The sequence below is a fragment of the Bradyrhizobium sp. STM 3557 genome (assembly GCF_045571465.1).
Taxonomy (GTDB): domain Bacteria; phylum Pseudomonadota; class Alphaproteobacteria; order Rhizobiales; family Xanthobacteraceae; genus Bradyrhizobium.
Map to the genome: position 1 here is coordinate 6,857,858 of NZ_CP120697.1, position 25,849 is coordinate 6,883,706.

At 65.0% G+C, this 25,849-nt stretch carries 24 protein-coding genes; 17 read left to right on the top strand and 7 right to left on the bottom strand.

Annotated features, from left to right (window positions below):
* Positions 1 to 6: 6 nt before the first annotated feature.
* Positions 7 to 1,179, bottom strand: a complete 1,173-nt coding sequence (locus P6U24_RS31810) for an isovaleryl-CoA dehydrogenase (RefSeq protein WP_407156367.1) — start codon at positions 1,177 to 1,179, stop codon at positions 7 to 9.
* A 252-nt stretch (positions 1,180 to 1,431) separates the two neighbouring features.
* Between P6U24_RS31810 and P6U24_RS31815 the strand changes: the two genes are divergently transcribed.
* The 5 genes from P6U24_RS31815 (at position 1,432) to P6U24_RS31835 (ending at position 5,576) form a co-directional block, all read left to right on the top strand.
* Complete coding sequence (locus P6U24_RS31815; RefSeq protein WP_407156368.1) at positions 1,432 to 2,703, top strand: cytochrome P450; 1,272 nt, start codon at positions 1,432 to 1,434, stop codon at positions 2,701 to 2,703.
* 21 nt (positions 2,704 to 2,724) lie between these two features.
* Positions 2,725 to 2,874, top strand: coding sequence for a hypothetical protein (locus P6U24_RS31820; protein ID WP_407156369.1), 150 nt, complete (start codon positions 2,725 to 2,727; stop codon positions 2,872 to 2,874).
* The gene (locus P6U24_RS31825) at positions 2,871 to 4,145 is read left to right on the top strand and encodes a cytochrome P450 (RefSeq protein ID WP_407156370.1); all 1,275 of its coding nucleotides are present in this window, start codon (positions 2,871 to 2,873) and stop codon (positions 4,143 to 4,145) included. The genes P6U24_RS31820 and P6U24_RS31825 overlap by 4 nt, the downstream gene beginning before the upstream one ends.
* A 295-nt stretch (positions 4,146 to 4,440) precedes the next feature.
* Positions 4,441 to 4,995 (top strand): phosphonopyruvate decarboxylase, encoded by a 555-nt coding sequence (locus tag P6U24_RS31830; protein ID WP_407156371.1) that lies wholly within the window; start codon positions 4,441 to 4,443, stop codon positions 4,993 to 4,995.
* Positions 4,995 to 5,576, top strand: coding sequence for a thiamine pyrophosphate-dependent enzyme (locus P6U24_RS31835; RefSeq protein ID WP_407156372.1), 582 nt, complete (start codon positions 4,995 to 4,997; stop codon positions 5,574 to 5,576). Before P6U24_RS31830 ends, P6U24_RS31835 begins: the two co-directional genes overlap by 1 nt.
* A 235-nt stretch (positions 5,577 to 5,811) precedes the next feature.
* Here P6U24_RS31835 and P6U24_RS31840 read toward each other — a convergent pair whose 3' ends face one another.
* Positions 5,812 to 6,735, bottom strand: coding sequence for a LysR substrate-binding domain-containing protein (locus P6U24_RS31840; protein ID WP_407156373.1), 924 nt, complete (start codon positions 6,733 to 6,735; stop codon positions 5,812 to 5,814).
* Between the two features lie 109 nt (positions 6,736 to 6,844).
* Between P6U24_RS31840 and P6U24_RS31845 the strand changes: the two genes are divergently transcribed.
* From P6U24_RS31845 to mdlC, 4 genes are all read left to right on the top strand, one after another.
* Positions 6,845 to 8,017: an acyl-CoA dehydrogenase family protein gene (locus P6U24_RS31845; RefSeq protein ID WP_407156374.1), complete on the top strand. Its 1,173-nt coding sequence runs from the start codon at positions 6,845 to 6,847 to the stop codon at positions 8,015 to 8,017.
* Between the two features lie 9 nt (positions 8,018 to 8,026).
* Complete coding sequence (locus tag P6U24_RS31850; RefSeq protein WP_407156375.1) at positions 8,027 to 9,145, top strand: CaiB/BaiF CoA transferase family protein; 1,119 nt, start codon at positions 8,027 to 8,029, stop codon at positions 9,143 to 9,145.
* Positions 9,142 to 9,993: a MaoC family dehydratase N-terminal domain-containing protein gene (locus P6U24_RS31855; protein ID WP_407156376.1), complete on the top strand. Its 852-nt coding sequence runs from the start codon at positions 9,142 to 9,144 to the stop codon at positions 9,991 to 9,993. The genes P6U24_RS31850 and P6U24_RS31855 overlap by 4 nt, the downstream gene beginning before the upstream one ends.
* A gap of 123 nt (positions 9,994 to 10,116) precedes the next feature.
* Positions 10,117 to 11,736, top strand: coding sequence for a benzoylformate decarboxylase (gene mdlC / locus P6U24_RS31860; protein ID WP_407156377.1), 1,620 nt, complete (start codon positions 10,117 to 10,119; stop codon positions 11,734 to 11,736).
* 113 nt (positions 11,737 to 11,849) lie between these two features.
* Here mdlC and P6U24_RS31865 read toward each other — a convergent pair whose 3' ends face one another.
* Complete coding sequence (locus P6U24_RS31865; protein ID WP_407156378.1) at positions 11,850 to 12,644, bottom strand: SDR family NAD(P)-dependent oxidoreductase; 795 nt, start codon at positions 12,642 to 12,644, stop codon at positions 11,850 to 11,852.
* A gap of 82 nt (positions 12,645 to 12,726) precedes the next feature.
* Here P6U24_RS31865 and P6U24_RS31870 point away from each other — a divergent pair, with 82 nt between their 5' ends.
* A complete protein-coding gene (locus P6U24_RS31870; protein WP_407156379.1) occupies positions 12,727 to 13,197 on the top strand; it encodes a MarR family winged helix-turn-helix transcriptional regulator in 471 nt (156 codons plus the stop codon).
* Here P6U24_RS31870 and P6U24_RS31875 read toward each other — a convergent pair.
* The 3 genes from P6U24_RS31875 to P6U24_RS31885 all read right to left on the bottom strand — a co-directional run bounded on the left by P6U24_RS31875 (position 13,189) and on the right by P6U24_RS31885 (position 15,764).
* Positions 13,189 to 13,956 (bottom strand): class I SAM-dependent methyltransferase, encoded by a 768-nt coding sequence (locus tag P6U24_RS31875; RefSeq protein WP_407156380.1) that lies wholly within the window; start codon positions 13,954 to 13,956, stop codon positions 13,189 to 13,191. The two genes, P6U24_RS31870 and P6U24_RS31875, sit on opposite strands and share 9 nt — an antisense overlap.
* A gap of 296 nt (positions 13,957 to 14,252) precedes the next feature.
* Entirely contained in the window at positions 14,253 to 15,047 is a 795-nt protein-coding gene (locus P6U24_RS31880) for an SDR family oxidoreductase (RefSeq protein ID WP_407156381.1), read from the bottom strand.
* 21 nt (positions 15,048 to 15,068) lie between these two features.
* The gene (locus tag P6U24_RS31885) at positions 15,069 to 15,764 is read right to left on the bottom strand and encodes a hemolysin III family protein (RefSeq protein WP_407156382.1); all 696 of its coding nucleotides are present in this window, start codon (positions 15,762 to 15,764) and stop codon (positions 15,069 to 15,071) included.
* A 176-nt stretch (positions 15,765 to 15,940) separates the two neighbouring features.
* Between P6U24_RS31885 and P6U24_RS31890 the strand changes: the two genes are divergently transcribed.
* Both P6U24_RS31890 and P6U24_RS31895 read left to right on the top strand, forming a co-directional pair.
* Positions 15,941 to 17,410 (top strand): YcjX family protein, encoded by a 1,470-nt coding sequence (locus P6U24_RS31890; RefSeq protein WP_407156383.1) that lies wholly within the window; start codon positions 15,941 to 15,943, stop codon positions 17,408 to 17,410.
* Entirely contained in the window at positions 17,407 to 18,459 is a 1,053-nt protein-coding gene (locus P6U24_RS31895; RefSeq protein WP_407156384.1) for a YcjF family protein, read from the top strand. Before P6U24_RS31890 ends, P6U24_RS31895 begins: the two co-directional genes overlap by 4 nt.
* Before the next feature lie 265 nt (positions 18,460 to 18,724).
* On the opposite strand, the gene P6U24_RS31900 is transcribed toward P6U24_RS31895, so the two are convergent.
* The gene (locus P6U24_RS31900; protein ID WP_407160660.1) at positions 18,725 to 20,260 is read right to left on the bottom strand and encodes a glycosyltransferase family 39 protein; all 1,536 of its coding nucleotides are present in this window, start codon (positions 20,258 to 20,260) and stop codon (positions 18,725 to 18,727) included.
* 231 nt (positions 20,261 to 20,491) lie between these two features.
* On the opposite strand from P6U24_RS31900, the gene P6U24_RS31905 reads away from it, so the two are divergent.
* The 5 genes from P6U24_RS31905 to P6U24_RS31925 all read left to right on the top strand — a co-directional run bounded on the left by P6U24_RS31905 (position 20,492) and on the right by P6U24_RS31925 (position 25,787).
* A complete protein-coding gene (locus tag P6U24_RS31905; RefSeq protein ID WP_407156385.1) occupies positions 20,492 to 22,228 on the top strand; it encodes an adenylate/guanylate cyclase domain-containing protein in 1,737 nt (578 codons plus the stop codon).
* A 141-nt stretch (positions 22,229 to 22,369) separates the two neighbouring features.
* Complete coding sequence (locus tag P6U24_RS31910) at positions 22,370 to 23,566, top strand: molybdopterin-dependent oxidoreductase (RefSeq protein ID WP_407156386.1); 1,197 nt, start codon at positions 22,370 to 22,372, stop codon at positions 23,564 to 23,566.
* 12 nt (positions 23,567 to 23,578) lie between these two features.
* Entirely contained in the window at positions 23,579 to 23,884 is a 306-nt protein-coding gene (locus P6U24_RS31915; protein WP_407156387.1) for a cytochrome c, read from the top strand.
* A 226-nt stretch (positions 23,885 to 24,110) separates the two neighbouring features.
* Entirely contained in the window at positions 24,111 to 24,311 is a 201-nt protein-coding gene (locus P6U24_RS31920; protein ID WP_407156388.1) for a cold-shock protein, read from the top strand.
* A gap of 255 nt (positions 24,312 to 24,566) precedes the next feature.
* Complete coding sequence (locus P6U24_RS31925) at positions 24,567 to 25,787, top strand: CaiB/BaiF CoA transferase family protein (RefSeq protein WP_407156389.1); 1,221 nt, start codon at positions 24,567 to 24,569, stop codon at positions 25,785 to 25,787.
* Positions 25,788 to 25,849 lie beyond the last annotated feature (62 nt).

Below are 25,849 nucleotides of genomic sequence, written 5' to 3' on the forward strand. Positions count from 1 at the left end.
TTCGTCTTATGTGAATTTCTCAAACAATTCGCGACCGATCAGCATGCGGCGAATCTCGCTGGTGCCTGCACCAATCTCATACAGCTTGGCATCGCGCAACAGCCGCCCGGTCGGATAGTCATTGATGTAGCCGTTGCCGCCCAGCAGCTGAATCGCATCCAGCGCGCATTGCGTCGCCTTCTCCGCCGCATAGAGAATGGCACCCGCCGCATCCTCGCGCGTGGTCTCGCCGCGGTCGCAGGCTTTCGCCACCGCGTAGACGTAGGCACGCGAGGCGTTCATCGTCGTATACATGTCTGCGACCTTGCCCTGCACGAGCTGGAACGTGCCGATCGGTTCGCCAAATTGCTTGCGCTCATGGACGTAGGGCAACACCACGTCCATGCAGGCCTGCATGATGCCCAGGGGCCCTGCCGCCAGCACCGCGCGCTCATAATCGAGACCGGACATCAGCACGTTGACGCCGCGGCCGACCTCGCCGAGTACATTCTCCTCCGGCACCTCGCAATCTTCGAACACCAGCTCGCAGGTGTCCGAGCCGCGCATGCCGAGCTTGTCGAGCTTCTGCGCGGTGGAGAATCCCTTCATGCCCTTCTCGATGATGAAGGCGGTGATGCCGCGCGGGCCGGCGGTCGGATCGGTCTTGGCATAGACCACCAGCGTCTCGGCGACCGGCCCGTTGGTGATCCACATCTTGCTGCCGTTGAGGACGAAGCGGTCACCCTTCTTCTGCGCGCGCGTCTTCATCGACACCACGTCGGAGCCGGCCTGCGGTTCCGACATCGCCAGCGATCCGACATGCTCGCCCGAGATTAGCTTCGGGAGATATTTGCGCTTCTGCACTTCGTTGCCGTTGCGCCGGATCTGGTTGACGCAGAGATTCGAATGGGCGCCATAGGACAGGCCGACCGAGGCGGAGGCGCGGGAAATCTCCTCCAGCGCGATGCAGTGCTCGAGATAGCCGAGGCCGGCTCCGCCATACTCCTCCTCGACCGTGATTCCGTGCAGGCCGAGCTCACCGAGCTTCGGCCACAGGTCGCGCGGAAACTGGTTGGTGCGATCGATCTCGGCTGCGCGGGGCGCGATCTGATCCTGCGCGAAGCCGAAAACCGTCTCGCGGATGGCATCCGCCGTCTCGCCGAGATCGAAGTTGAACATGCGGCTGGCATTGGGGATCATGTCCGAGGCCTCCAAGAATCCTGCTCTAAGCATCATGCTCGGTTACGGCCGTAGCCATATTCCCTGATCGCCACATTGTCACGGCCAGAAAACGCCCATGAGACCGATCAGGATCAGGCGCCGGACCTGCGACCCCGCGGCACGCTGACGCTGCAAACTCGCTCTTGCTCGAGTGCCTCGGGCAGGCTGTAATCCTGCAAAAATGCCGCTGGGCGCGGACGACCGCGCGCGAGACCAGGAGGGAGAGAGCTCATGCACGCGACCATCGATCTCGCCGAACAGGATCCATTGGAGGCCGCACGCCGGCGCGCCGCATCATTGCCACTCGCCGATTTCGATCCTGGCGACCCCGAACTGTTCCGGACCGACAGCCATTGGCCATATTTCGACCGGCTGCGGAAGGAAGAGCCGGTGCATTATTGCCGGAATTCGATGTTCGGGCCCTACTGGTCTGTGACCAAGTACAACGACATCATGGAGATCGAGACCAACCACGCGGTGTTCTCCTCGGCGTCGGCGCTTGGCGGGATCACCATTCGCGACGTCGACCCGGACCTGCGACGCGAAAGCTTCATCGCGATGGACCCGCCGCGGCATGCCGCGCAGCGCAAGACCGTGGCGCCGATGTTCACGCCGACGCATCTCGACCAGCTGGCGATCAACATACGCAAGCGTTCGGCCGAATGCCTCGACAACCTGCCGCGCGGTGAGATCTTCGACTGGGTCGATAGGGTTTCGATCGAGCTGACGACGCAGATGCTCGCGGTGCTGTTCGACTTTCCCTGGAACGACCGCCGCAAGCTGACGCGCTGGTCCGACATCGCGACCACCATCCCAGGCCCCGGCGGGCTTGTCGCCACCGAGGACGAGCGGCAGGCGGAGCTGATGGACTGCGCACGCTATTTCTCGCGGCTCTGGAACGAGCGCATCAACCAGCCGCCGCAAAGCGATCTCTTGTCGATGATGGCGCATAGCGAGGCTACGCGCGACATGGATCCGAAGAACTTCCTCGGCAACCTCGTCCTGCTGATCGTCGGCGGCAACGACACCACGCGGAACACCATGTCCGGCAGCATCTATGCGCTGCACCACAATCCGGATCAGTATCGCAAGCTGAAGAACAAGCCGGCGCTGCTCGACAGCTTCGTGCCGGAGGTGATCCGCTGGCAGACGCCCCTCGCCCATATGCGCCGCACTGCGCTCGCCGACTTCGAATTCCGCGGCAAGACGATCAGGAAGGGCGACAAGGTCGTGATGTGGTACGTCTCGGGCAATCGCGACGACGAGGCGATCGAACGGCCCTACGATTTCATCATCGACCGGGCGCGGCCGCGCACGCATCTGTCGTTCGGCTTCGGCATCCATCGCTGCGTCGGCTTGCGGCTCGCCGAGCTGCAGCTCAAAATCATCTGGGAGGAGATCCTCAAGCGCTTCGATCACATCGAGGTGGCAGGCCCGCCGAAACGGGTCTATTCCAGCTTTGTCAAAGGCTACGAGACCCTGCCGGTGCGGATCGCAGCGTGAACAGCTGAGAGGACAGCGGCCATGAGCCTCGTCATTGCGAGCGAAGCGAAGCAATCCAGAGTCGAACGCGAAACTCTGGATTGCTTCGTCGCGGAGCCTGTCATCGGGCCGCGCTGCGCGCGGACCCGTTGGCTCCTCGCAATGACGCAGTACGAGAAGGACGACCGATGAACATCCAGTCCGCCATCCAGCCCAACAAGGCCGAGCTGCTGCGCGAGGCGCGGCTTGCGGCCTATGCGACGCCGCTCGAGGAGTTTCATCCCGGCGCGCCGCGGCTATTCCAGAACGACACGCTGTGGCCCTGGTTCGAGCGGCTGCGCAGAGAAGCGCCGGTGCACTATTGCACCCACGCGCCGATCGAGCCCTATTGGTCGGTGACGCGCTATCACGACATCATGCATGTCGACACCAATCACGCGATCTTCTCCTCCGATGTCAGCCACGGCGGCATCATGATCCGTGACGTCGCGCCGGGTTATGACTGGCCGAGCTTCATTGCCATGGACGAGCCGCGGCACGGCGAGCAGCGCAAGACGGTCTCGCCGATGTTCACGCCGCAGCATCTCGACGAGCTGGCGCTTCTGATCCGCCAGCGCTCGGCGAAGGTCCTGGATTCGCTGCCCCGTAATGAGACCTTCAACTGGGTGGAGAAAGTCTCGATCGAGCTGACCACGCAGATGCTGGCCACCCTGTTCGATTTCCCATTCGAGGAGCGCCGCAAGCTGACGCGCTGGTCCGATGTCTCCACCGCGCTGCCCAAAAGCGGTATCGTCGCGAGCGAGGAGCAGCGCCGGCAAGAGCTGGAGGAATGCGCCGCCTATTTCGGCCGGCTCTGGCACGAGCGCGCCAAGGCCGAGCCGCGCAACGACCTGATTTCGATGATGGCGCATAGCGAGGCGACACGCCACATGACGCCGGACAATCTGATGGGCAACCTGATTCTGCTCATCGTCGGCGGCAACGACACCACCCGCAACACCATGACGGGCTCGGTGCTGGCGCTGAACGAGAACCCGGCCGAATACCAGAAGCTGCGCGACAATCCGGGCCTGATCGAGACCATGGTGCCGGAGGTGATCCGCTGGCAGACGCCGCTCGCACATATGCGCCGCACCGCGCTGGTCGACACCGAGCTCGGCGGCCAGAAGATCAGGAAGGGCGACCGCGTCGTGATGTGGTACGTCTCCGGCAACCGCGACGAGGAGGTGATCGAGAATCCCGACGCCTTCATCATCGACCGCCGCCGGCCGCGCATTCATCTCTCCTTCGGCTTCGGCATCCATCGCTGCGTCGGCATGCGGCTCGCCGAGCTACAGCTGCGCATCGTCTGGGAGGAGATCCTGAAACGCTTCGAGCGCATCGAGGTGGTCGGCGAGCCCAAGCGCGTCTACTCCAGCTTCGTCCGCGGCTATGAGAGCCTGCCGGTACGGATTCCGGGGTGAACCTCGACCGTCATCGCTGCCAGACCAGCCCACAGTGTCGTCCCGGCGAACGCCGGGACCCATAGCCACCGAACTCAGTTGTTAGCAGAAGGTGGCGGCCACTCTGCCTGCCGATGGGCCGCGGCGTATGGGTCCCGGCGTTCGCCGGGACGACAGGGGAGGATGCCGTGTCGCGCATCGGTCTCATCGCCCCTATAAAATTCCGGCATGGCTGGGTGAACCAGATGCGATGGCTGGTCATTGGCTTTTTGTCTAAACCTCGGAAAACACGACCCAATGCTTCCGAGGAAACCTGATGTCCGATCCCGCTTCTGACGCTGCCGCCACCATGGCGCGCGACTGGCCGCTCGACATCTACAAGGCCCTCAAGGCAGCCCAGGTCGCGCAGGTCTGCTACGTGCCGGATGCCGGCCATTCCCGCCTGATCAATCTCGCCCACGAGGACAACGCGATCCAGACCACGGTGCTGACGACGGAAGAGGAGGGCGTCGCGCTGTGCGCCGGCGCCTGGCTCGGGGGGAATCGCGCGGTGCTCTTGATGCAGTCGAGCGGCGTCGGCAATTGCGTCAACATGCTATCGCTGCTGCAGAGCTGCCGCTTCCCGTTCCTGACCTTCGTCACGATGCGCGGCGAATGGGCCGAGTTCAATCCATGGCAGGTGCCCATGGGCAAGGCGACGCCGCACGCGTTCGAGATCATGGGCGTCACCGTGTTCCGCCTCGAGCGCCCCGAGGACGCCGGCGAGATCGCGTCTGCCGCCGCGGCTCTTGCTTACGAAAGCGATCAGCCGATCGCGGTCTTGATCTCGCAGCGCATGATCGGTCGCAAAAAATGGACGGAGACCAACTGATGGCCGGCTCACTCGACCGCCGCGAAGCCGTGAAGGCGCTGCTCAGAGATCGCGGCGACCTCCTTGTCGTGACCGGCCTCGGCTCGTCGTCCTATGACGTATTCGATGCCGGTGATCATGACGCCAACTTCTATCTCTGGGGCGCGATGGGCGGCGCCGCAATGGTGGGTCTTGGCCTCGCGCTGGCGCAGCCCAAGCGACCCGTCGCCATCATCACCGGCGATGGCGAGCAGTTGATGGGGCTCGGCAGCCTTGCCACCATTGGCGCCAAGAAGCCCAACAATCTTTCGATCGTCGTGCTCGACAACGCGCATTTCGGCGAGACCGGAATGCAGAAGAGCCATTCGGGCTTGGGTGTCAGGCTCGAGCTGATCGCATCCGGAGCCGGATTTCCGTCCGTCACCGAGATCGGCGACCGTGCAACGCTCGATGCGTTCCGCCCCAAGCTGCACGACCTCAAGGGCCCGCATTTCGCGCGCATCGCCATTTCGACCGATCATGTCGACCGCGCCCTGCCGCCGCGGGACGGCGTATACCTGAAGAACCGCTTCCGCCAGCATCTCGGTCTGCCGGTGAACTAATAAGAACGAGATGGTGTCGACCCGCCGCTGCATCGGAAGTGCACCCTCTCCTCTTGTGGGAGAGGGTGCCGAGCGAAGCGAGGCGGGTGAGGGGTATGTCTCCGCGAGCGAGTCTGTTGAGAGATACCCCTCACCCGGCTTCGCTGCGCGAAGCCACCCTCTCCCACAAGGAGAGAGGGTGCACCTACCGAGCCGCAGCAGATCCGTTCTAATCGTCTATCTTCAACAGATACAATCAACCCAGTCTGATGTCCCACAATCCTTCGTCACGGCATGCCTTGGTCTCACTGCGCACCAGCGCGGTGATGGCGGCGGTGGCAGCGGAACCGGGATGGTCGATCGGAGCAGCCACCAGGAGCTCACGCATCGGCCCCTGCTTGGCGATGGTGGCGATCTCGAGCCTTCCATCGGCGACCTGCTCGCGCAGCGAGGACGGCGGCAGCAGCGTAAAGCCCAAGCCCGCCTCGACGATCGAGGTCAGCACGCGGAACGAATCGGCTTCGATCTGCACGTCGAGGCGCATTTTGCGCTTCGCCGCGGCGTGTTCGATCAGAGCGCGGAGCCCGTGCGAATGAGACGGCAGCACCAGCTTCTGGCGGAGCAGCCAGTCTATCTCCACACGCTTCTTGCGGGAAAGGCCCGAGCCGCGCGGGCCGACCGCGACCACGCTGTCTCGGCCGAGCGCCTGCATCGACAGATGCAGATCGGCGGACGGACCATAGACCACCGCGAGGTCCATCTCGCCGCGATGCAGCCATTCGGTGAGATGACCGCTATAGCTCTCCACGATGCAGAGCGAGATGCCGGGATAGCGCTCGACGGTGCGGCGCGCCAGCCGCGCCGAGAGCACGTAGCTCACCGTCGGCACGAGGCCGAGCACGACACGCCCCGACGGGCTGCCCGCCTGCGACTGGATGTCGTCGCGGATCTGATCGAGCTGTCGCACGATACCGGCGGTGCGCGCCAGCAAGAGCTTGCCCGCCTCGGTCAGCACCATGCCGCGGCCGTTGCGCGTAAACAGCTCGGCGCGCAGCTCGTGCTCGAGCAGCTTGATCTGGCGGCTCAGCGCCGGCTGCGCGATTCTGAGCCGGTCGGCGGCCTTGGACAGGCTGCCGAGCTCGGCCACGCTGCTGAAGGTCTTGAGCTGGCGGAAATCCATTCGTCCAATCTACTTGCCAATCTTGGAATGCAGGTTCATAGGCTATAACAATTCAGCATAGGGAGACCGCGGGGGTTTCACAACTCTCCAACCACCTGCGGAGGATCGAATGACACAAGAACAACATCACGAGCAGGACGACTACGCCGACATCCGCAACGCAGTGGCCAAGCTCTGCGCACAATTTCCCGGCGAATATTGGCGCAAGCTCGATCGCGAGATGGCCTATCCATCCGCCTTCGTCGATGCGTTGACGCAGGCCGGCTATCTCTCGGTGCTGATTCCGGAGGAATATGGTGGCGCTGGCCTGAAGCTCTCAGCCGCCGCGGCGATCCTGGAGGAGATTCAGCGCGCAGGCTGCAACGGCGGCGGCTGCCATGCGCAGATGTACACGATGGGCACCGTGCTGCGGCACGGCAGCGCCGAGCAGAAAGCCAAATGGCTGCCGAAGGTCGCGAGTGGCGAACTCCGGCTGCAGGCGTTCGGCGTCACCGAGCCGACGAGCGGCACGGACACCACCTCGCTGAAGACCTTTGCGAAGCGCGACGGCGACAGCTACGTCGTCAACGGCCAGAAGATCTGGACCAGCCGCGCCGAGCATTCCGACCTGATGCTGCTGCTCGCGCGCACCACGCCGAAGGATGAGGCCAAGAAGCGCACCGACGGGCTCTCGGTATTCATCGTCGACATGCGCGAGGCCAAGAAGGCCGGGCTGACCATCCGCCCGATCCGCACCATGATGAACCACGCCACAACGGAGGTGTTCTTCACCGACATGCGGGTGCCGGCGGAAAATCTGGTCGGCGAGGAAGGCAAGGGTTTCCGCTACATCCTCTCCGGCATGAATGCCGAGCGCATCCTGATCGCGGCCGAATGCGTCGGCGATGCCAAATGGTTCATTGCCAAGGCCACCAACTACGCCAAGGAGCGTGTGGTGTTCGGCCGCCCGATCGGCCAGAACCAGGGCATTCAATTCCCGATCGCCAAGGCTTATGCGTCGATGCGCGCGGCCGAGCTGATGGTGAAGGAAGCCACGCGCAAATACGAGGCCGGGCTCGACTGCGGCGCCGAAGCAAACATGGCCAAGATGCTGGCGGCCGATGCCTCGTTCGAGGCGGCCAATGCCTGCATCCAGACCCATGGCGGCTTCGGCTTCGCCGAGGAATATGACATCGAGCGCAAGTTCCGCGAGACTCGGCTCTACCAAGTTGCGCCGATCTCGACCAATCTCATTCTGTCCTATGTCGCCGAGCACGTGCTCGGCATGCCACGTTCGTATTGAGGCGCTGCGATGTTGCCACTCGAAGGGATCACCGTCGTCGCCGTTGAGCAGGCGGTCGCTGCGCCATTCTGCTCCTCGCGCCTGGCCGATGCCGGCGCTCATGTCATCAAGATCGAACGGCCCGAGGGCGATTTCGCCCGCGGCTATGATGCCGCTGCCAAGGGCCAGAGCAGCTATTTCGTCTGGCTCAACCGTGGCAAGGATTCGGCCGTGGTCGACCTCGCCACCATGGACGGCCGCGCCGAGCTTGAGAAGCTGATCGCGAGTGCCGACGTGCTCTTGCAGAACCTCAAGCCCGGCTCGATGGACAAGATGGGCTTTACGCGCGAGCGGCTGCGCAAGGACTATCCGAAGCTGATTTGCTGCACCATCACCGGCTATGGCGACAGCGGGCCCTATGCCGACCGCAAGGCCTACGACCTGCTGATCCAGGCCGAGAGCGGCCTCGCCTCGATCACCGGCGGGCCGGACGGACCGTCGCGCGTCGGGCTGTCGATCGTCGATATCGCGACGGGCGCCACGGCACACGCCGCGATCCTGGAAGCGCTGATCGCGCGCGGCCGCACCGGTCAAGGCGCCGACATCCGCATCTCGATGTTCGATGTGATGGCAGACTGGCTCACAGTCCCATTGCTCAACTCAGAGGCCGGCAATCCGCCCAAGCGCATTGGGCTCGCCCATCCCTCGATCGCCCCTTACGGCACCTTCCGCTCCAAGGACGGCAAGGACATTCTGATCTCGATCCAGAGCGAGCGCGAGTGGAAGAAGCTGTGCGCCGAGGTGCTCGGCCAGCCCGGTTTGCCTGATGATCCGCGCTTTGCCAACATGGTCGAGCGGGTGCGCAACCGCGCGCTGACCGACGGCATCGTCGGCGACGCGTTCGGCGCGATGACGCGCGACGAGCTGCTGACCAAGCTCGCGAGCGCCGACATCGCTTTCGCCGAGGTCAACAGCATGGCCGATCTCTCGGTCCATCCGCACTTGCGCCGCATCGAGGTCGGCACGCCCAAAGGCATCGTCACCTATCCGGCGCCGGCCGCGATCGTGATCGGCGAGGAGCGCCAGTACGGCGCGGTGCCGGCGATCGGCGAACACGCCTCGCTCGCACACGAACGGAGCGCGTCATGACCGAACAGCTCGACATCGATCATTTGCGGCAATGGATCGGCCGCAGCACCGAAGCCTCCGACATCGTCACTGCGCAGCTCACGAAGGGCCTGCGCGCGACCTTGCTCCAGGAGATCGGCGAACCCAACACGGGCGATATCGCGCCTTACACGGTGCACTGGTGCCTGGGCCAGCCGGTGTTTCCGCAGGAGCAGCTTGGCCCCGACGGGCATCCAGCTCGCGGCGGCTTCCTGCCGCCCGTGCCGCTGCCGCGCCGGATGTGGGCCGGCGGCGAGCTCACGTTCATCGACGCCTTGCGCGTCGGTGATCTCGTCACCCGCGTCTCGAAGATAGCAGACGTTACGCTGAAGAGCGGCTCGACCGGGCAGCTCTGCTTCGTCTCGGTCGAGCACACCGTGACGACGCCGCGTGGCCTTGCCATTCGCGAACGGCAGGACATCGTCTATCGCGAGATGGGTGGCGCGCCGGCCGCCGCTCCGGCCAAGGCGCCCGCGCCGCCGCCGGCCGCGCAGCACCGCGAGGTCCACGTCTCCGATCCCGTGCTGCTGTTCCGTTATTCCGCGCTGACCTTCAACGGCCATCGCATCCATTACGACCGCGACTACGTCACGAAGGTCGAGGGCTATCCGGGGCTGATCTTCCACGGCCCGCTGCAGGCGGCGCTCTTGGTCGAGTTTGCCGCCAAGCTCAAGGGCAAGGTGCCTTTGAGGTTCAGCTATCGCGGCGTGCAGCCGCTGTTCGAGGGCAGCGAGTTCTCCGTCAATGCCAATCCGGCCAGCGCCGGGCTGGAGCTGTGGACCGCGAATGCGGAAGCCCATCCGACCATGAAGGGAACGGCGACGTGGTGACATCGCTGCCGTCATTGCGAGGAGCGAAGCGACGAAGCAATCCAGGATCTTGATCTGGCCCCTGGATTGCTTCGCTTCGCTCGCAATGACGAATAAGAAACAACGATCTCCGAGGAAAGCGCCTTGTCCGGCAAGTCCCCCAAGACCAAATCCCTCACCGTCAAGCAGGCCACCTTCGATCTGCTCCGCGCCTTCGGCATCCGAAAAGTGTTCGGCAATCCCGGCTCGACCGAGTTGCCTTTCCTGAGCGACTGGCCCGACGACATCGATTACGTGCTCGGCCTGCAGGAGGCGAGCGTGGTCGGCATGGCCGACGGCTATGCGCAGGCGACGCGCAATGCGGGCTTCGTCAACCTGCACTCGGCGGCCGGCGTCGGCAACGCGCTCGGCAACATCTACACGGCCTATCGCAATCAGACGCCGCTCGTGATCACCGCGGGCCAGCAGGCGCGCTCGATCCTGCCGCTGCAGGCCTTCCTCTCCGCCGAGCGTGCGAGCGAATTTCCACGTCCTTACGTGAAATACAGCATCGAGCCGGCGCGGCCCGAGGACGTACCGGGCGCGATCGCCCGGGCCTACTACACGGCGATGCAGCCGCCCTGCGGCCCGACCTTCGTCTCGGTGCCGATCGACGACTGGACGCAACCGGCGCAGCCGGTTGCCTTGCGCAAGATCAGCTGCGAAATGGGCCCTGATCGCGCCGCATTGGCAGAGCTCGCAGATGCACTGGCGACCGCAAACCATGCTGCGCTGGTGATCGGCCCCGGCGTCGATCGCGCAGGCTGCGTCGATCTGATGGTCGAGGTCGCTGAGAAAGCCAGAGCGGCCGTATGGGTCTCGCCATTCTCCGCGCGCTGCTCCTTCCCCGAGCGGCATCCGCTATTCCAGGGTTTCCTGCCCGCTTCGCCGGGCCAGTTGTCGGAAGCGCTGAAACCATATGGCGTCGTGGTCGTGATCGGCGCGCCGGTCTTCACCTTTCACGTCGAGGGGCACGCCGCGATCTTCGATGGCGAGACCGCGATTTACCAGATCACCGACGACACTGAGGCGGCGAGCGTGCCGCCGATCGGCACCAGCATCGTCGCGACCATGAAGCCTGCGCTGTCGCTGCTGCGCGAGTTGCTGCCGAAGGCGAAGCGTGCGGCCCCGAAGGGCCGCGTGCCGCCCGAGCCGCCGAAGGCGTCCGATCCGATTCCGGTCGAATATCTTCTGCATGCGCTCTCGATCGCGATGCCGCCTGACGCCGCGCTGGTCGAGGAGGCGCCCTCGCACCGGCCAGCGATGCAGAAGTTCATGCCGATGCGGGGCCAGGACTCGTTCTACACGATGGCGAGCGGCGGCCTCGGCTGGAGCTTACCAGCCGCGGTCGGTCTCGCGCTGGGCTGCCCGGTGCGCCGTACCGTCTGCCTGATCGGCGACGGCTCGGCGATGTATTCGATCCAGGCGCTGTGGACCGCCGCACAGCGCAAACTGCCGATCACGGTCGTCGTCATCAACAACTCCGGCTATGGCGCGATGCGCTCATTCAGCCAGGTCATGCAGGTGCGCAACGTGCCCGGGCTCGATCTGCCCGGGCTCGACTTCGTCAAGCTCGCGGAAGGTTTGGGCTGCGATGCGGTGCGCGTGACGAAAGCGTCGGAGCTTCCGGCGGCACTGAAGCGCGGCCTCGCGCATGACGGCACGAGCCTCGTCGAGGTGATGGTCGATTCCGCCGTGCCGCTGCTGTACGCGCAGAAGCACTGAACTCCTCAATCAATGCGCATTGAACGAGAGCGAGATCCGCAAACTCGATGCACCATCTCCCACAAGCGGAGAAGGTGCACCTTCTATGCCGGAATGGTCGTGACTATAACGAATTACGACGCCAGGAACCCGCCGTCCGCCGCCAGCACATGGCCGACAACATAGGCCGACGCGTCCGATAACAGCCACGTCACCGCCTCCGCGACCTCCTCCGGCTGGCCCATGCGCCTCAACGGCAATCCCGCCGCGACGCTCGCCATGTCGCCGACGCCCGCCCGCAGCATCATGTCGGTCACGACGCGGCCCGGCGCGATCGCATTGATGCGCACGCCGCGCGGCGCCGCCTCCATTGCCGCGGAGCGGACCAGCGAGATCACCGCCGCCTTCGACGCCGAATAGAGCGCAAGACCCGTATTCGGATTGCGCACGCCGCTGACCGAGGCATTGACCGCGATCCGGCCCTCCCCGCGCGCATACATCGCGCGCAATTGCGCACGCAGGCAGAAGAACACCGAGCGTACATTGGTATCGAACACGTCGTCGTAGACGGCGTCCGCCTGCTGCTCGAGCGGCGCACGGCGCTCCTGGAATCCGGCATTGTTGAAAGCGGCGTCGAGCCGGCCGTAGCGGTCGAGCGCGGCACGAACGAGACTTTCGACGTCGTCCTCGCGGGTCACGTCGGTCTTCACTGCCAGCGCTTCGGCGCCGGCCGCGCAGCATTGCGCGGCAGTCGCTTCCAGTTCGGCCTCGCGGCGGCCAGCCACGATCACCGCAATCGCCCCCTCCTGCGCGAGCTTCAGCGCGGTCGCGCGGCCGATGCCGCTGCCCCCGCCGGTCACCAGGCAGACCTTGCCGTGCATTCGCCGTCCGGAGGTGAGCGGCTCGACGGCAGCCGACACGTCGCTCATCGCACATCCTCCACAACATCACGGCAGGGCGCGCCATTGCGCCCGCGCATAGTTGTACGATACAACTATTTCAGGAGTCAAGATGACCGATCCCGATCTCGCCCTCGTCGACGATATCCGCGCCGCCTCGCGGCTGATGGTGCGCGAGCTCGGCTTCATGGAGCAGACAGTCGCCGCAACCGACTATCCGCCCTCCGCGGTACACACCATTCTGGAGATCGGCATCCGCGGCCCGATGACCGCGATGCAGCTCGGCCAGGTTCTGCATCTGGAGAAATCCAGCATCAGCCGCCTCGTACGCAAGCTGATCGAGAGCGGCGAATTGAAGGAGACGGTCGATCCGGATGACGCCCGCATCAAGCCGCTGTCACTGACACAGAAGGGCCGACGAACGCTGGACGCATTGCATAAATTCGGCCGGCATCAGGTCACCGGCGCATTGGCGCCGTTATCGAAGGCCGAGCAAAAAATCGTGCGCGAGGGATTGACGCTCTATGCACGCGCGCTGAAGGCCTGGCGCGCGGCTGACGATGAGATGCAGGCTCTAGGCTAGCCGCGCCATGTAGAGATGCGTCTCATAGCCGATCTCGAAGCGACCGCCCTCGCTATCGATCGCCCGTGCGAGATCTAAAAGAAGCTGCTCGCCCTGCTCCGCCTCCAGCAGCCGATGGTCCGATCGCGTCCGGTGAAAGGCGACATAGGACGCCGTCGTGTGGTGCCGGATCCACGGATAGCATTTGTGCACGACCGGTTGGAACAGACCAAACTCGTCAAACCAGCCCTCGAACGGACCCGTCGGCAGATACCATGCCTCGGGCGGTGGTTCCCAACGTCCGACCCGCTCCATGTAGATGGCGCGAAACCTCTCGCCGAGACGCTCGGGCAGCCGCACCGGGACATGGCCGAACACGGCCAGAGTGCCGCCCGGCAGCAGCACCTTGGCAGCTTTGACGAACCGCACCTCTGGTGCGACCCAATGCCAGGATTGCGCCGCGACGATCAAGCGGAAATCCGTGGCAGCCTCGGGTAACGCCTCAAACGTGGCCTGCAAATAATCGACGTTATCGAACTCGCACAGATGCTCGCGCGCACCGCGCAGCATGTCCGCGCCTGGATCGGTCGCCAGGATCGCATAACCCTTTTTAGCGAAGCCGGCGGTCGCCAGACCCGTGCCACAGCCGACTTCGAGAATGCAATCGTCGCGGCCGGGTGCGGCATATTCGATGACATCATCGATCAACGCGTCGGGATAGCCGGGCCGCGACGCCTTATAGACATCCGCAACCTGATCGAAGGTGAAGCGCTGCTCCATGACCGGCTCCGTTCTGCTTGCGTGAGTAGAACGGGTTTGCGGTCCTCGCGCAATCGAGGACACGTTAGGCCTGAAACAGTTCGAGCACGAATTCGCGATGAATGGATCGACGACATGGAACGCTGTTTCCTGTGCCGTCCTCCCGGCCAAACGAGCGTAGCGAGTGCGCGCCGGGACCCATACCCACCGTCCCACGCCACGATGCAGGGTCTCAGCCAAGCGGGCCGAAGAGAGATTCCGCGGTATGGGTCCTCGCGTTCGCGAGGACGACAGCGGAGAAGGCCGTGACACCTGAACTACTTCGAAAACCCTTCCCGCATCTTGGCCTGGATCTTCGCCATGCCGCCGATCCAGCGGTCGTAGTTCTCGGTCTTTTTGCGCATGTAGCCGAGCACCTGCGGATGCGGCAGAATGAGGAAGGTCTCCTCCGCAAGACCTTTCAGGACGTCCTGGGCCACCTGCTCCGGCGTGAGGTCACCATCGCCGGATTGCGGGCCCTTCGGAATTGAGCGCAGCATATCGGTGTCGACGCCCTGCGGACACAAGATCGAGACCTTGATGTTGTCGGCCTTGTGCGAGATCGCGAGGTTCTCGGCGAAGCCGACCGCGGCATGCTTGGTCGTGGAGTATGGCGCGCTGCCGACCTGCGACAGCAGCCCTGCCGCCGAGATGGTGTTGAGGAAATAGCCGCCGCCGCGCGCCTTGTAGCGCGGCACCAGGTGGCGCGCCGCATAGACATGGGCCATGACATGGATCGACCAGCTTCGCATCCATGGCTCGTCCGAGGCGCCGCCCGCATTCACCGACAGCGGATCGAAGCCGCCGCCGATACCGGCATTGGAGCAAAAGAGCGCAATCGGCCCGAACTGCCGCTCGGTCTCCTCGATGACATGGAGGATATGCCTTTCCTGGGCGACGTCGCACTCGAACGCGGCCCCATCGATCGCGCCCGCCGTGGCCCGGGCCGCCGCGCCGTCGAGATCGGCGACGACGACCTTGGCGGCGCCGGCGCGTGCGAACGCCTCGCACAGGGCCTTGCCGATCCCTCGGCCGCCTCCGGTGACCACCACGATCTTGCCGGTCACCTGCATGCGTCCTCCTGCGAAATGGTCTTATGTCAGGACCAGGTCGAGCACCGCGGTATAGTGGAATCCGGCGCCCAGCAGGACGAAACAATGCCAGATCACATTCTGGAAGCGCAAGCGCCGCCAGGAGTGAAAGATCACCCCGAGGCTGTAGAGAATGCCCCCGGCGATCACGCAGCCGAGCACGCCCTTCGGCAGCACGCCGATGACCGAATTGTACATCATCGCGCCGCTCCAGCCGAGCGCGAGATAGAGCCCGATCGAGAGCGCGTCGAACCGGCCCGGCCAGCGCAGCTTCAGCACGATGCCGAAGATCGCGACGCCCCAGACGCCCACCAGCAGCGCTGCGGCAAACAGATGATCCTGCAGCGCGGCGATGAACGGCGTATAGGTCGCGGCGATCAGCACATAGATCGCCGAATGATCCAGCCGGCGCAGCACCCATTTGGTCGGCGACACCGGCCAGAGATTATAGGTTGCCGACAGCACCAGCATCGACAACAGGCCGGCGACGTAGATCGAGACCACGACGATATCGACCGCGCTCGCATAGATCGCGGTCAGCACCACGAGCACGGTCGCGGCCACGAGGCCAGTGCTGATGCCGACCGCATGGACCACGCCATCGGCGATCATCTCGACCTTGTCGTAATTCCAGCGCACCGCACCCGCGGCGGCATGGACGGAGTCGGAAGCCAGTTGCTTCAGCCTGAACACGGTCATGGAGGAACCTGTCGCAATAATGTTGCGATTAGCTATGCGTATCGAGAGGTCAACGAAGGGTTCAAATCCCGTCTTACCCCGAAAGGCGCCAGAAATATGTGCTTGAAATCGCACTTCCAATCGCCACTTTTCACAAGTCGTTCACGTCGATTTTAACCGCCGATTCACTCTTCCGTATGACACCCAGCCTGTTCGAAATCGTCGAAGAAGCCCGCCTCTCGGCCCGCGCCCTGATCGATTATGGCGAGAGCTTTTTTAACCCAACAATACGGCTTGGCGTCACCGGATTATCACGGTCCGGCAAGACTGTTTTCATCACAGCGCTGGTGCATGGGCTGGTTCGCGGCGGCCGCTTCCCGGTGTTCGAGGCCTTGGCGTCGGGACGAATCGCCCACGCGCATCTGTCGCCGCAGCCCGATGATGGGGTGCCGCGCTTTGCCTATGAGAGCCACCTGCGGGCATTGGTCGAGGAGCGGCGCTGGCCGAACTCGACTGTCGACATCAGCGAGCTTCGCCTCGTCATCGACTATCAGCGTCCAAACGGCGCCGATCGTACGCTGACCTTGGACATCGTCGACTATCCCGGCGAATGGCTGCTCGACCTGCCGCTGCTCGGCAAGAGCTACGAGCAATGGGCGCGCGAGAGTCTTAGCCTGTCGCGGGAAGGCCCGCGCGCCGATCTTGCGAGCGCGTGGCACGCGCAGTTGGCGACGCTGTCGGCCGAAGGGCCTGCGGACGAGCAGGCAACGCTGGAAGCGGCGCGGCTGTTCACCGACTATTTGCGCGCCTGTCGCGACGAGCGTTTCGCGATGAGCCTGCTGCCGCCAGGTCGTTTCCTGATGCCCGGCAGTCTTGCCGGCTCACCGGCCTTGACCTTTGCCCCGCTCGATGTGCCGGCCGAGCGCACCGCGCCTGACGGCTCGCTGTGGGCGATGATGGTCCGCCGCTATGAGGCCTATAAGGACATCGTGGTGCGGCCGTTCTTTCGCGACCATTTCGCGCGGCTCGACCGCCAGATCGTACTGGTCGATGCGCTCGCCGCGTTCAATGCCGGACCCGCGGCGCTGCATGATCTGGAAGCGGCATTATCAGGCATTCTCGACTGCTTCCGCGTCGGCCGCAGCACCATTCTGTCGAGCCTATTCCGGCCGCGCATCGATCGCATCCTGTTCGCGGCCACCAAGGCCGATCATCTGCATCACTTAAGTCACGACCGGCTGGAGGCGGTGCTGCGGCGCGCGGTCAACCAGGCCGCGACCCGTGCGATGAGCACAGGGGCAGCGATCGACGTGGTGGCGCTTGCGGCGGTGCGCGCGACACGGGAGGCGCTTGTCGCGCGCGGCCGCGACAAGCTGCCGTCGCTGCTCGGCACGCCGGCCGCCGGCGAGAGCGCCGGCGGAGAGATCTTCGACGGCAACACCGAGGTCGCGACCTTCCCGGGCGACCTGCCGCTTGATGCGGACGCGCTGTTCAACGGCGCGGATGCATTCCATGGCCTCTCCAGCACGTCAGCCGAACAGACCGACTTCCGCTTCCTGCGCTTTCGGCCGCCGCCGCTGGAGGCACCCGCTGACGGGGCGCCGTCGCTGCCCCATATTCGTCTGGACCGCGCACTCCAGTTCTTGATCGGAGACCGACTGCAATGAGCGAGCCCGCCAAGGAAAGCGCGAAGCAACATGGCAAGCATCGCCGTCCGGCGACCTTCCGCCTCGACGATCCCGGCGTGGTCGTTGTCGACGGCGAGGAGGCCGGCCGCCCTGCCCGCGGCACGATCCAGATCGCACCGCAAGCCGAGCCTGCGCAATTGCCGGCGGTGGTGGAGATGGCCTCACCGGCGCGGCGCGGCTTCCGCTGGGGCGCGCTGCTCTGGACCTCGGTCGCAGGCCTGGTGCTGCTCGGCCTTGGTCTCAGCGTCACCCACCTGATCGAGGACCTGTTCGGACGCAGCGAGGGGCTCGGTTTTCTGGGCGCCGGCTTCGCCGCCGCTGCTGCGCTGGCGCTGATCGCCATCATAACCCGCGAGGCTTACGGCCTGGTCCGGCTCGCCACCATCGAGAAGCTGCACCGCCGCGCCGCCGAGGTGCTGCGGTCGGACGATCGCAAGGCGAGCCGCGCCGTGGTCGCCGATCTTCTCAAGATCGCTCACCAGAATCCGCGGCTGGCACGGGCACGGGTCTCGCTGTCGAGCCATACCGAGGAGATCATCGACGGCGCCGACATGATCAAGCTCGCCGAGCGCGAGCTGATGAGCCCGCTCGACGTCGAGGCGCGGCGGCTGGTCTCGGTCGCCGCGCAACGGGTTTCCGTGGTCACTGCCGTATCCCCACGCGCGGCGATCGACGTGCTGTTCGTGCTCGCGGCGGCGCTGCGGCTGATCCGGCAATTGGCGCGGCTCTATGGCGGACGTCCCGGCGCGCTCGGCATGATCAGGTTGGCGCGCCAGGTGGTCGCGCATCTCGCCATCACCGGCGGGATGGCCGCGAGCGACAGCCTGGTGCAGCAGGTGCTTGGCCACGGCATCGCGGCGAAGCTGTCTCAGCGACTTGGCGAGGGTGTGCTCAACGGCCTGCTGACGGCGCGGCTTGGGCTCGCCGCCATCGACGTGACGCGCCCCCTGCCCTTCACCGCGCTGCCGCGGCCCGTGCTTGCCGATCTCGCCAAGGATCTGCTGCGCAAGCGCGACGATGAGGAGTGAGACAGGGCACGCGACTTCCTGAGAACCGCGCCGCCGCCACGCACTCCGCTGTCGTCCCGGCCTTGAGCCGGGACCCACACGCCGCGGCCCCTCAATGAGGCACGATGGCTGTTATCTTCTGCCAACAACCAGGCGCGGTGCCCGCAGGCCGGAACGGGGTACTAGCCACCTGCCCGTTTCATGCATCACGCGGTATGGGTCCCGGGTCTGCGCTTCGCTTGCCCGGGACGACACCGAATGTGCAGTCAGCCGCAACAACTACGCCTCACGCGCACGCTGCGCGCTCGAACCCACCCGCCAGCCAGCGCCACTGGTACAGCGGGTTATCAGGCGCTGGCGCCAGCTCCGGGATCCAGCCGGTGAGCTTCTCCAGCAGGTAGGTGTCGGCAACGACGCCGCGCCAGACGCGCTGCACGTGCCCAAGCGGCTCGCGGATGGCGGCGGTCTCCGCCCACAGCGGCGCGGCACCGTCGGGCTCGCGCGTGACATAGATCCCGGTGTGGCCCGCGATCCGGTCCATGCCGGGATCATGGAAGCCGATGAAGCGGGCGCGCTCGTTGATCTGGATCACGGGCACGCGGCCGCGGAAGAACCAGCGCAACATCGCATAGGTGCGATAGTCGGAGGTCGCGATCCAGCTCGCACCGGTGTTGTGCAGCTCGGCGTCGATCCGCGCCACCACGTGCTCGTAGCCGGCCTCGCCGCCGATCGGGTCGGTCTTGCCGATGAAATTCCAGGGCGCAGCGACGTAATAGAGGAAGACCAGCACCACCATGGCGATGCCGCTGACCACCGCAATCCGCGCCCAGCGCATGGTCGAGCGGATCATCCAGGCCGGCCGGTTCTCGCGCGCCAGCATGACGATGTTGATCCCCACCGCTGCAAAGCCGATCGGCCACATGAACATCGGCCAGGTGTCGCCGACGCGCAGGCTCAGCGATTTCCAGAGGAAGTAGAGGAACGGCACCAGCACCGCGGTCGACAGCAGGATCGCGACCGGCTCACGCATGCGATAGCCGCGCCAGGCCGTCAGCACGAGCGCGGAGAGGGTCACCGGCAGCAGCACAAACCCGACCAAGCCGAACTGCATGCCGATATACTCGCCGACCGTCCGCAGCGAGACATCGCGGGCAGCGGTGGCGCGCACCAGCTGGAACTTGAACGAGGCCCAATCATGCTGCGCATTCCAGATCAGGACCGGCAAGAACAGCAGCAGCGCGATCAATGCGGCCGCCCAGGGATACGGGCTGAGCAGCCAGCGCCGGCGCCAGTCCGGCACCAGCGCGAACGCCACCAGCGCCGGCAGCAGCATCACCACTGTGAATTTCGACAGCAGAGCGAGGCCGCCGAACAGGCCGGCGGCGAGCCACCAGCGCGCATCATCGCTCTCCCTGAGCCGCACCAGCGCCCACATCATCGCGACTGCAAAGGGGATCGCCGCGGTGTCGGGCGAGACCTTGGCCATCAGCAGGCCGTAATAGAGCGCGGCCTCCGGGAGCAGCACGGCGAGCATGATGGCGCGCGCGTTGTGCGTGACGCGCCAGACGATATCGGCGAGCAAGAGCTGCGTCGCTGCCATCGCCAGAATGCCGGCGAAGCGCACGCCGAGATTGGTATCACCGAAGATCGACGTGCCGAATTTGATGAACCAGGCGATCATGGGAGGATGATCGAGGAAGCAGAGCTGCGACAGCTCCTTCGACCAGGTCCAGTAATAGGCCTCATCGGTGCGCAGATCGAGCATGCTGGCATAGACGATGCGGAGGCCCGTCATCCCGATGACGACGAGCGCCGCAAGCATGAACGGCCGGCGCGCGAAGCGGGACGAAGCGAGGCCGGAAGTGTCGGGGAGAGCTGTCACGGCGCGCTTTCTTCCCCAGCTGGAGCGGCAAGTCAACGTCTCCGCGGGGCCCTTCCCACGCGTCCGCTGTGCCACTGTGTACGCCCCCGCCGTGTTGGGCTGCGCGAGGTGGCGCGTGCATGCCCGGCGGAATAAACTGCTCCAATCGCGGTTCATGATCCGATGAAGCGCATGATCGCCACCACCTCCCGGTCTGTTCGGACGATGCTTCGCGGCATCGGCGTGCGGCAGGTGCGCCTCGCCTGCGCGCTCGTGCTGTTCTGCTACCTGCTCAGTCACTTCCTGAACCATGCGCTCGGCATCATCTCGCTGCAGGCGCTGGCTAACGGCGTCGCCTATCACGTCGCCTTCTGGCGTTTCCTTCCCGTTGCGATCGTTTTCTACACGGCGGCAATCGTCCATGGCGGCCTCGGCGTCTGGGCGCTGTACCAGCGGCGGCAGTTCAGCCGGAAGGCCATCGAGCCGCTGCAGCTCGTGCTCGGCCTCAGCATCCCTGCGCTCATCTTTGCACATATCGTCGGCGTCCGGCTCGCGCAGGCGATGTACGGACACGAGAAGCTCTATCCGCAGGTGCTGTACGCCTACTGGGTCGCCTCGCCCGCGCGCGTCTGGCCGATGACGGCGACCGTGCTGGTGGCCTGGATCCATGGCTGCATCGGCTTGCATTTCTGGCTGCGGATGAAGCGGTTCTATCAACGTACCGCGCCGTGGCTGCTCGGCTGCGCGGTGCTGATCCCGACGCTGGCGCTGCTCGGCTTCTATCAGGGCGGCCGCACCATCGTCGTCGAGAGCGCAGCGCCGCAGTGGCGCGCCGACAACGTCGGCGTACGCCAGATGGGCACGCCGGCCGAGCAGGCCACGCTCGAGGACATCGCAGACGGTTTCCTGATCGCCTATTTCGCGCTGCTGACTGCCGCGCTGCTGGCCCGCGCGGCGCGGGCGCTGCACGAGCGCCGCGGCGGCATCATCACACTGTCCTACAATAACGGGCGCACCGTGCGCGTGCCAAAAGGGCTCAGCGTGCTCGAGGCCAGCCTGCGCCACAACGTGCCGCATGCCAGCGTCTGCGGTGGACGCGCCCGCTGCTCGACCTGCCGCATCCGCATCATCGGCGACCTCAGCCGCCTGCCGCCGCCATCGCCGCGCGAGGCGTTCGTGCTCGGAAAGGTCGGCGCCGCCGATCCGTCGATCCGGCTGGCCTGCCAGCTGCGCCCGAATGACGACCTCTCCTTCTTCCAGCTGTTCATGCCCGGCGCGATATCCGCCAGCGCCCTGCCCGCGACGCCAGCCCGGACCGGACAGGAGCGCTATCTCGTCAGCCTGTTCGTCGACATGCGCGGCTCGACCCGGCTCGCAGAGACGCGGCTGCCGTTCGACACCGTGTTCATCGTCAACCGTTTTCTCGGCGCGGTCTCGCAGGCGGTGATTGCCAGCGGCGGACAGCCCAACCAGTTCATCGGCGACGGCATGCTGGCGCTGTTCGGTCTCGCGGTCGATCCGGCCACCGCCTGCCGCCAGGCGATCTCAGCCGCAGCCGCGATCGCGGGCCAGGTCGAGCAGCTCAACGATTTCCTGAGCCACGATCTGCGCGAGCCGATCCGCTTCGGAATCGGCATCCATGGCGGCGAGGTGATCGTCGGCGAGATCGGGTATCGCGACCACATGGTGTTCACCGCGCTCGGAGACGCCGTCAATGTCGCCGCGCGGCTGCAGGACATGACCAAGAGCCTGGCTTGCGAGGTCATCATCTCTAATGATGTCTGCGTCACCGCCGGCCTCGCGGCCGATGCGCTGGTGACCCGCGAGGTCGAGATCCGCGGCCGCACCGAGCCGATGCATGTCCGCACCGCTGATGACGCCAAGGCGCTCGCCGCGCTCAAGGAAACACAACGTGTTGTCGCGGCATGACGAGAGTTCGATGCTGCGACGCAAGCGATGTTGGCGACAAGCGCTCATTGACTCTACAGCGCGCTGTTGCAACTAACTAGCGGTCGAAGAACCACGGAATCGGTGGCGACCGGTTCTGCCAACGAAGCTTCGGAGGGAGCAATGCTTGATCGACGGACGCTGATGAAGCGCGCCGGATGGACCGCGGTTGCAGTAGGCCTCGGACCGGCGCGAGCCTTGGCGGAGACGGTGACCCTGCCGTTCGGAAACGGCGAGCGGCCGCTGGTGAGATATCCGCAGAAGCGGCCGATGATCGGGCTGACCAGCCGCCCACCGCAGCTCGAGACCCCGTTTGCGATCTTCAATGACGGCGTCATCACGCCGAACAACGCTTTCTTCGTGCGTTATCATCTAGCCGACCTGCCGCTCAACGTCGACCCGGACACCTTCACGCTGAGCGTGACCGGCAAGGTCGACCGGCCGCAGAAACTGTCCCTGAAGGACATCCGCAAGCTCAAGGCGGTCGAGCTCGTCGCCGTCAACCAATGCTCGGGCAACAGCCGGGGCTTTGTCGAGCCGCGCGTCGCCGGCGGCCAGCTCGGCAATGGCGCGATGGGCAATGCACGCTGGCGCGGCGTGCCGCTGAAGACCGTGCTGGACATGGCCGGCGTGCAGGCGACCGCCAAGCAGGTGACCTTCAACGGCATGGACGGCCCGGTCAGCGACAAGACGCCGGATTTCGTCAAGGCGCTCGACATCGACCACGCCCGCGACGGCGAGGTCATGCTCGCCTATGGCATGAATGGCGACGATCTGCCGGTGCTCAACGGCTTTCCGCTGCGGCTCGTGGTGCCCGGCTATTACGGCACCTACTGGGTCAAGCATCTGAGCGAGATCACCGTCATTGACAGCACGTTCGACGGCTTCTGGATGAAATCGGCCTACCGGATTCCGGACACGCCCTGCAACTGCGTCGAGCCGGGGACGGCGCCGAAGGCGACGATCCCGATCAACCGCTTCACGGTGCGCTCCTTCGTCACCAGCATCGCGGACGGTGCGAAGGTGAAGGCAGGCCGCACCACGTTGAAGGGCATCGCCTTCGACGGCGGCAGCGGCATCAAGGAGGTCGCGGTCTCGACCGATGGCGGCGCGAGCTGGACGCCGGCAAGATTGGGCAAGGATCTCGGCAAATACTCCTTCCGTGAATGGAAGCTGCGGGTCGAGCTTGCCGCGGGCACGCATGAGCTGAAGGTCCGCGCCACCAGCAATGCAGGCGAGGTGCAGCCGGCCGAGCCGCGCTGGAATCCGGCCGGCTATCTGCGCAACGTCATCGAGACGGTGCGCGTCACTGCCGCCTGAAGGAGATCGGCCATGCGAACCATCGCTCTCGGGAGCTGCGCTCTCGCCATCATCATGTCGGCCGCCGGCGCCGCGCCCATTGCCTACAAACTGCCCGAGGAGACCGCCGCGTTCAGGCCGGGTCCCAACCTGGACGTGGTGAAGAACAACTGCACCGGCTGCCATTCCGCCGACTACATCAATACCCAGCCGCAGGGGCCCAAGTACAAGAAGGACTTCTGGCAGGCCGAGGTGACCAAGATGATCAAGCTCTACGGCGCACCGATCGAGGAGGCGGATGTCGGCAGGATCGTCGACTATCTGGCCGCGACCTATTGAACCTTAGGGTCTATTACGGAGTCTCAGTCTGAAGGGGTTGGCAGACCGATGAGCGCGGCGGCGGCGAAAAGCCGCAAAGGCGCCACGATATCGATCATTTCAAGCCAAATCCGCCCGCTGTTTGCGCTACCAAGCCTAGCGCAACCGGCGTATCCTATTTGTCCGGACAAGGCGGCCCGCGGGGACCGTCTTGGCCAAATTGATATTGATCCCGCGGAGGCAACGTATGGCTAAAGGTACCGTCAAGTGGTTCAACCCGACCAAGGGCTACGGATTCATTCAGCCCGCCACGGGGGGCAAAGACATTTTTGTTCATATCTCTGCAGTGCAGAAAGCCGGTCTCACGACGCTCAACGAAGGCCAGTCGATCGAGTATGAGGAGATTGCCAATCGCGGCAGGACCTCAGCCGAGAACCTCAAGGTCTAGTGCGAAGGCGACCGCCGGGGACATCCACGGCGCGACGACCAGCTCACCACACCAGCGCATTCGTCAACAGGAGCGGGGCCCGCTCCTGGTACATTGTTTATTTATCTCATTGATCTGCAATTTGAGCGCGCCGCGATGCCGCGCAGGCCATTGCCTCACTCTCCCAACACGGGTCAAATGACGCTCTAACCTCCGACGCACGCTCAAGAATATTCCAGCGTGCGGAACAATAAATGTGAGCGGGAGCGACGACCAATGGATGAGAGCGGCGAGAACAAAGGCATCTTTCACGGCCTCAAGGTGCTGGACTGCGCGAGCTTCATCGCGGCACCTGCCGCCGCGACCGTGCTGTCGGATTTCGGCGCCGACGTCATCAAGATCGAGCCGCCCGGGGCCGGTGACCCCTACCGCAATCTTCCCAACCTGCCCGGCTATCCACGCAGCGAGCACAATTACGCCTGGCATCTGGAAGCCCGCAACAAGCGCAGCATCGCGCTCGACCTGGCCAAGCCGGAGGCACAGGCCGTGCTGCGGCGGCTGGTCACGGAGGCCGACGTCTTCATCACCAACTTTCCGCCGGCGGTGCGCAAGAAGCTCGGCCTCGCTTACGAGACGCTCGCCCCGCTGAATCCGCGGCTGATCTACGCCTCCTTTACCGGCTATGGGGAGAAGGGCGCGGAGGCCGACAAGCCCGGGTTCGACAGCAATGCCTATTGGGCGCGCTCCGGCCTGATGGACCTGGTGCGCGCCGACGAGAGCACCACACCTGCTCGCTCGATTGCCGGCATGGGCGACCACCCCTGCGCGATGGCGTTTTACGGCGCCATCGTCACCGCGCTCTACCAGCGGGAGCGCACCGGAAAGGGCAGTCACGTCGCCTCCAACCTGATGGCGAACGGCGTCTGGGCCGCCTCGGTGCTGGCGCAGGCGAAGCTCTGCGGCGCCACCTTCTCGGAGCGGCGGCCGCGCGAGCGGGCGCTGAACGCCGTCACCAACCACTATCGCTGCCAGGACGGCCGCTGGATCATGCTGTCGCTGCTGAACGAGGAGAAGCAGTTTCCGATCCTGGCCCGCTGCCTTGGCCGCGAGGAGCTGATCACCGATCCGCGCTTTTCGACCAAGGCCGACCGCCACGCTCACTCCATTGAATTGATCCGCGAGTTCGACGCGACCTTCGCGACCCGGCCGTTGGCCGAATGGCGCCAGATCCTCGACGGCAACGGCCTCGTGTTTGGCGTGGTCGGCATCCTCGACGATATCCCGACGGATCAGCAAATGATCGAGAACGAGGTGCTGGTACCGTTCGAGAACGATACCATGCTGACGGTGAGCAGCCCGATCTGGATCGATGGCGCCCGCAAGGTGCGGCCGCGCAAGCCCGCCGGCGTCGGCGAGCATTCGGACGAAATCCTCCGCTCAATCGGCTTCGACGATGCCGCGATCGAGAAGCTCCGCTCAGGTGGTGCGGTTGGCTGAGATCAAGCCACACATTCCGCCGTCGTCCCGGCCGCCCGGCGGCGGTGGCATCGATGCCCCGG

Excerpts from the sequence above, each read along its gene's own strand:
- P6U24_RS31830 (WP_407156371.1), top strand. The coding sequence starts at position 4,441 with ATGTCCGATCCCGCTTCTGACGCTGCCGCCACCATGGCGCGCGACTGG.
- P6U24_RS31905 (WP_407156385.1), top strand. The coding sequence starts at position 20,492 with ATGATCGCCACCACCTCCCGGTCTGTTCGGACGATGCTTCGCGGCATC.
- P6U24_RS31910 (WP_407156386.1), top strand. The coding sequence starts at position 22,370 with ATGCTTGATCGACGGACGCTGATGAAGCGCGCCGGATGGACCGCGGTT.
- P6U24_RS31815 (WP_407156368.1), top strand. The coding sequence starts at position 1,432 with ATGCACGCGACCATCGATCTCGCCGAACAGGATCCATTGGAGGCCGCA.
- P6U24_RS31900 (WP_407160660.1), bottom strand. The coding sequence starts at position 20,260 with ATGCTTGCGGCGCTCGTCGTCATCGGGATGACGGGCCTCCGCATCGTC.
- P6U24_RS31920 (WP_407156388.1), top strand. The coding sequence starts at position 24,111 with ATGGCTAAAGGTACCGTCAAGTGGTTCAACCCGACCAAGGGCTACGGA.
- P6U24_RS31875 (WP_407156380.1), bottom strand. The coding sequence starts at position 13,956 with ATGGAGCAGCGCTTCACCTTCGATCAGGTTGCGGATGTCTATAAGGCG.
- P6U24_RS31835 (WP_407156372.1), top strand. The coding sequence starts at position 4,995 with ATGGCCGGCTCACTCGACCGCCGCGAAGCCGTGAAGGCGCTGCTCAGA.
- P6U24_RS31850 (WP_407156375.1), top strand. The coding sequence starts at position 8,027 with ATGTTGCCACTCGAAGGGATCACCGTCGTCGCCGTTGAGCAGGCGGTC.
- P6U24_RS31880 (WP_407156381.1), bottom strand. The coding sequence starts at position 15,047 with ATGCAGGTGACCGGCAAGATCGTGGTGGTCACCGGAGGCGGCCGAGGG.
- P6U24_RS31810 (WP_407156367.1), bottom strand. The coding sequence starts at position 1,179 with ATGATCCCCAATGCCAGCCGCATGTTCAACTTCGATCTCGGCGAGACG.
- P6U24_RS31840 (WP_407156373.1), bottom strand. The coding sequence starts at position 6,735 with ATGGATTTCCGCCAGCTCAAGACCTTCAGCAGCGTGGCCGAGCTCGGC.
- P6U24_RS31885 (WP_407156382.1), bottom strand. The coding sequence starts at position 15,764 with ATGACCGTGTTCAGGCTGAAGCAACTGGCTTCCGACTCCGTCCATGCC.
- P6U24_RS31895 (WP_407156384.1), top strand. The coding sequence starts at position 17,407 with ATGAGCGAGCCCGCCAAGGAAAGCGCGAAGCAACATGGCAAGCATCGC.
- P6U24_RS31925 (WP_407156389.1), top strand. The coding sequence starts at position 24,567 with ATGGATGAGAGCGGCGAGAACAAAGGCATCTTTCACGGCCTCAAGGTG.
- P6U24_RS31890 (WP_407156383.1), top strand. The coding sequence starts at position 15,941 with ATGACACCCAGCCTGTTCGAAATCGTCGAAGAAGCCCGCCTCTCGGCC.
- P6U24_RS31820 (WP_407156369.1), top strand. The coding sequence starts at position 2,725 with ATGAGCCTCGTCATTGCGAGCGAAGCGAAGCAATCCAGAGTCGAACGC.
- P6U24_RS31865 (WP_407156378.1), bottom strand. The coding sequence starts at position 12,644 with ATGAGCGACGTGTCGGCTGCCGTCGAGCCGCTCACCTCCGGACGGCGA.
- P6U24_RS31915 (WP_407156387.1), top strand. The coding sequence starts at position 23,579 with ATGCGAACCATCGCTCTCGGGAGCTGCGCTCTCGCCATCATCATGTCG.
- P6U24_RS31825 (WP_407156370.1), top strand. The coding sequence starts at position 2,871 with ATGAACATCCAGTCCGCCATCCAGCCCAACAAGGCCGAGCTGCTGCGC.
- P6U24_RS31855 (WP_407156376.1), top strand. The coding sequence starts at position 9,142 with ATGACCGAACAGCTCGACATCGATCATTTGCGGCAATGGATCGGCCGC.
- P6U24_RS31870 (WP_407156379.1), top strand. The coding sequence starts at position 12,727 with ATGACCGATCCCGATCTCGCCCTCGTCGACGATATCCGCGCCGCCTCG.
- P6U24_RS31845 (WP_407156374.1), top strand. The coding sequence starts at position 6,845 with ATGACACAAGAACAACATCACGAGCAGGACGACTACGCCGACATCCGC.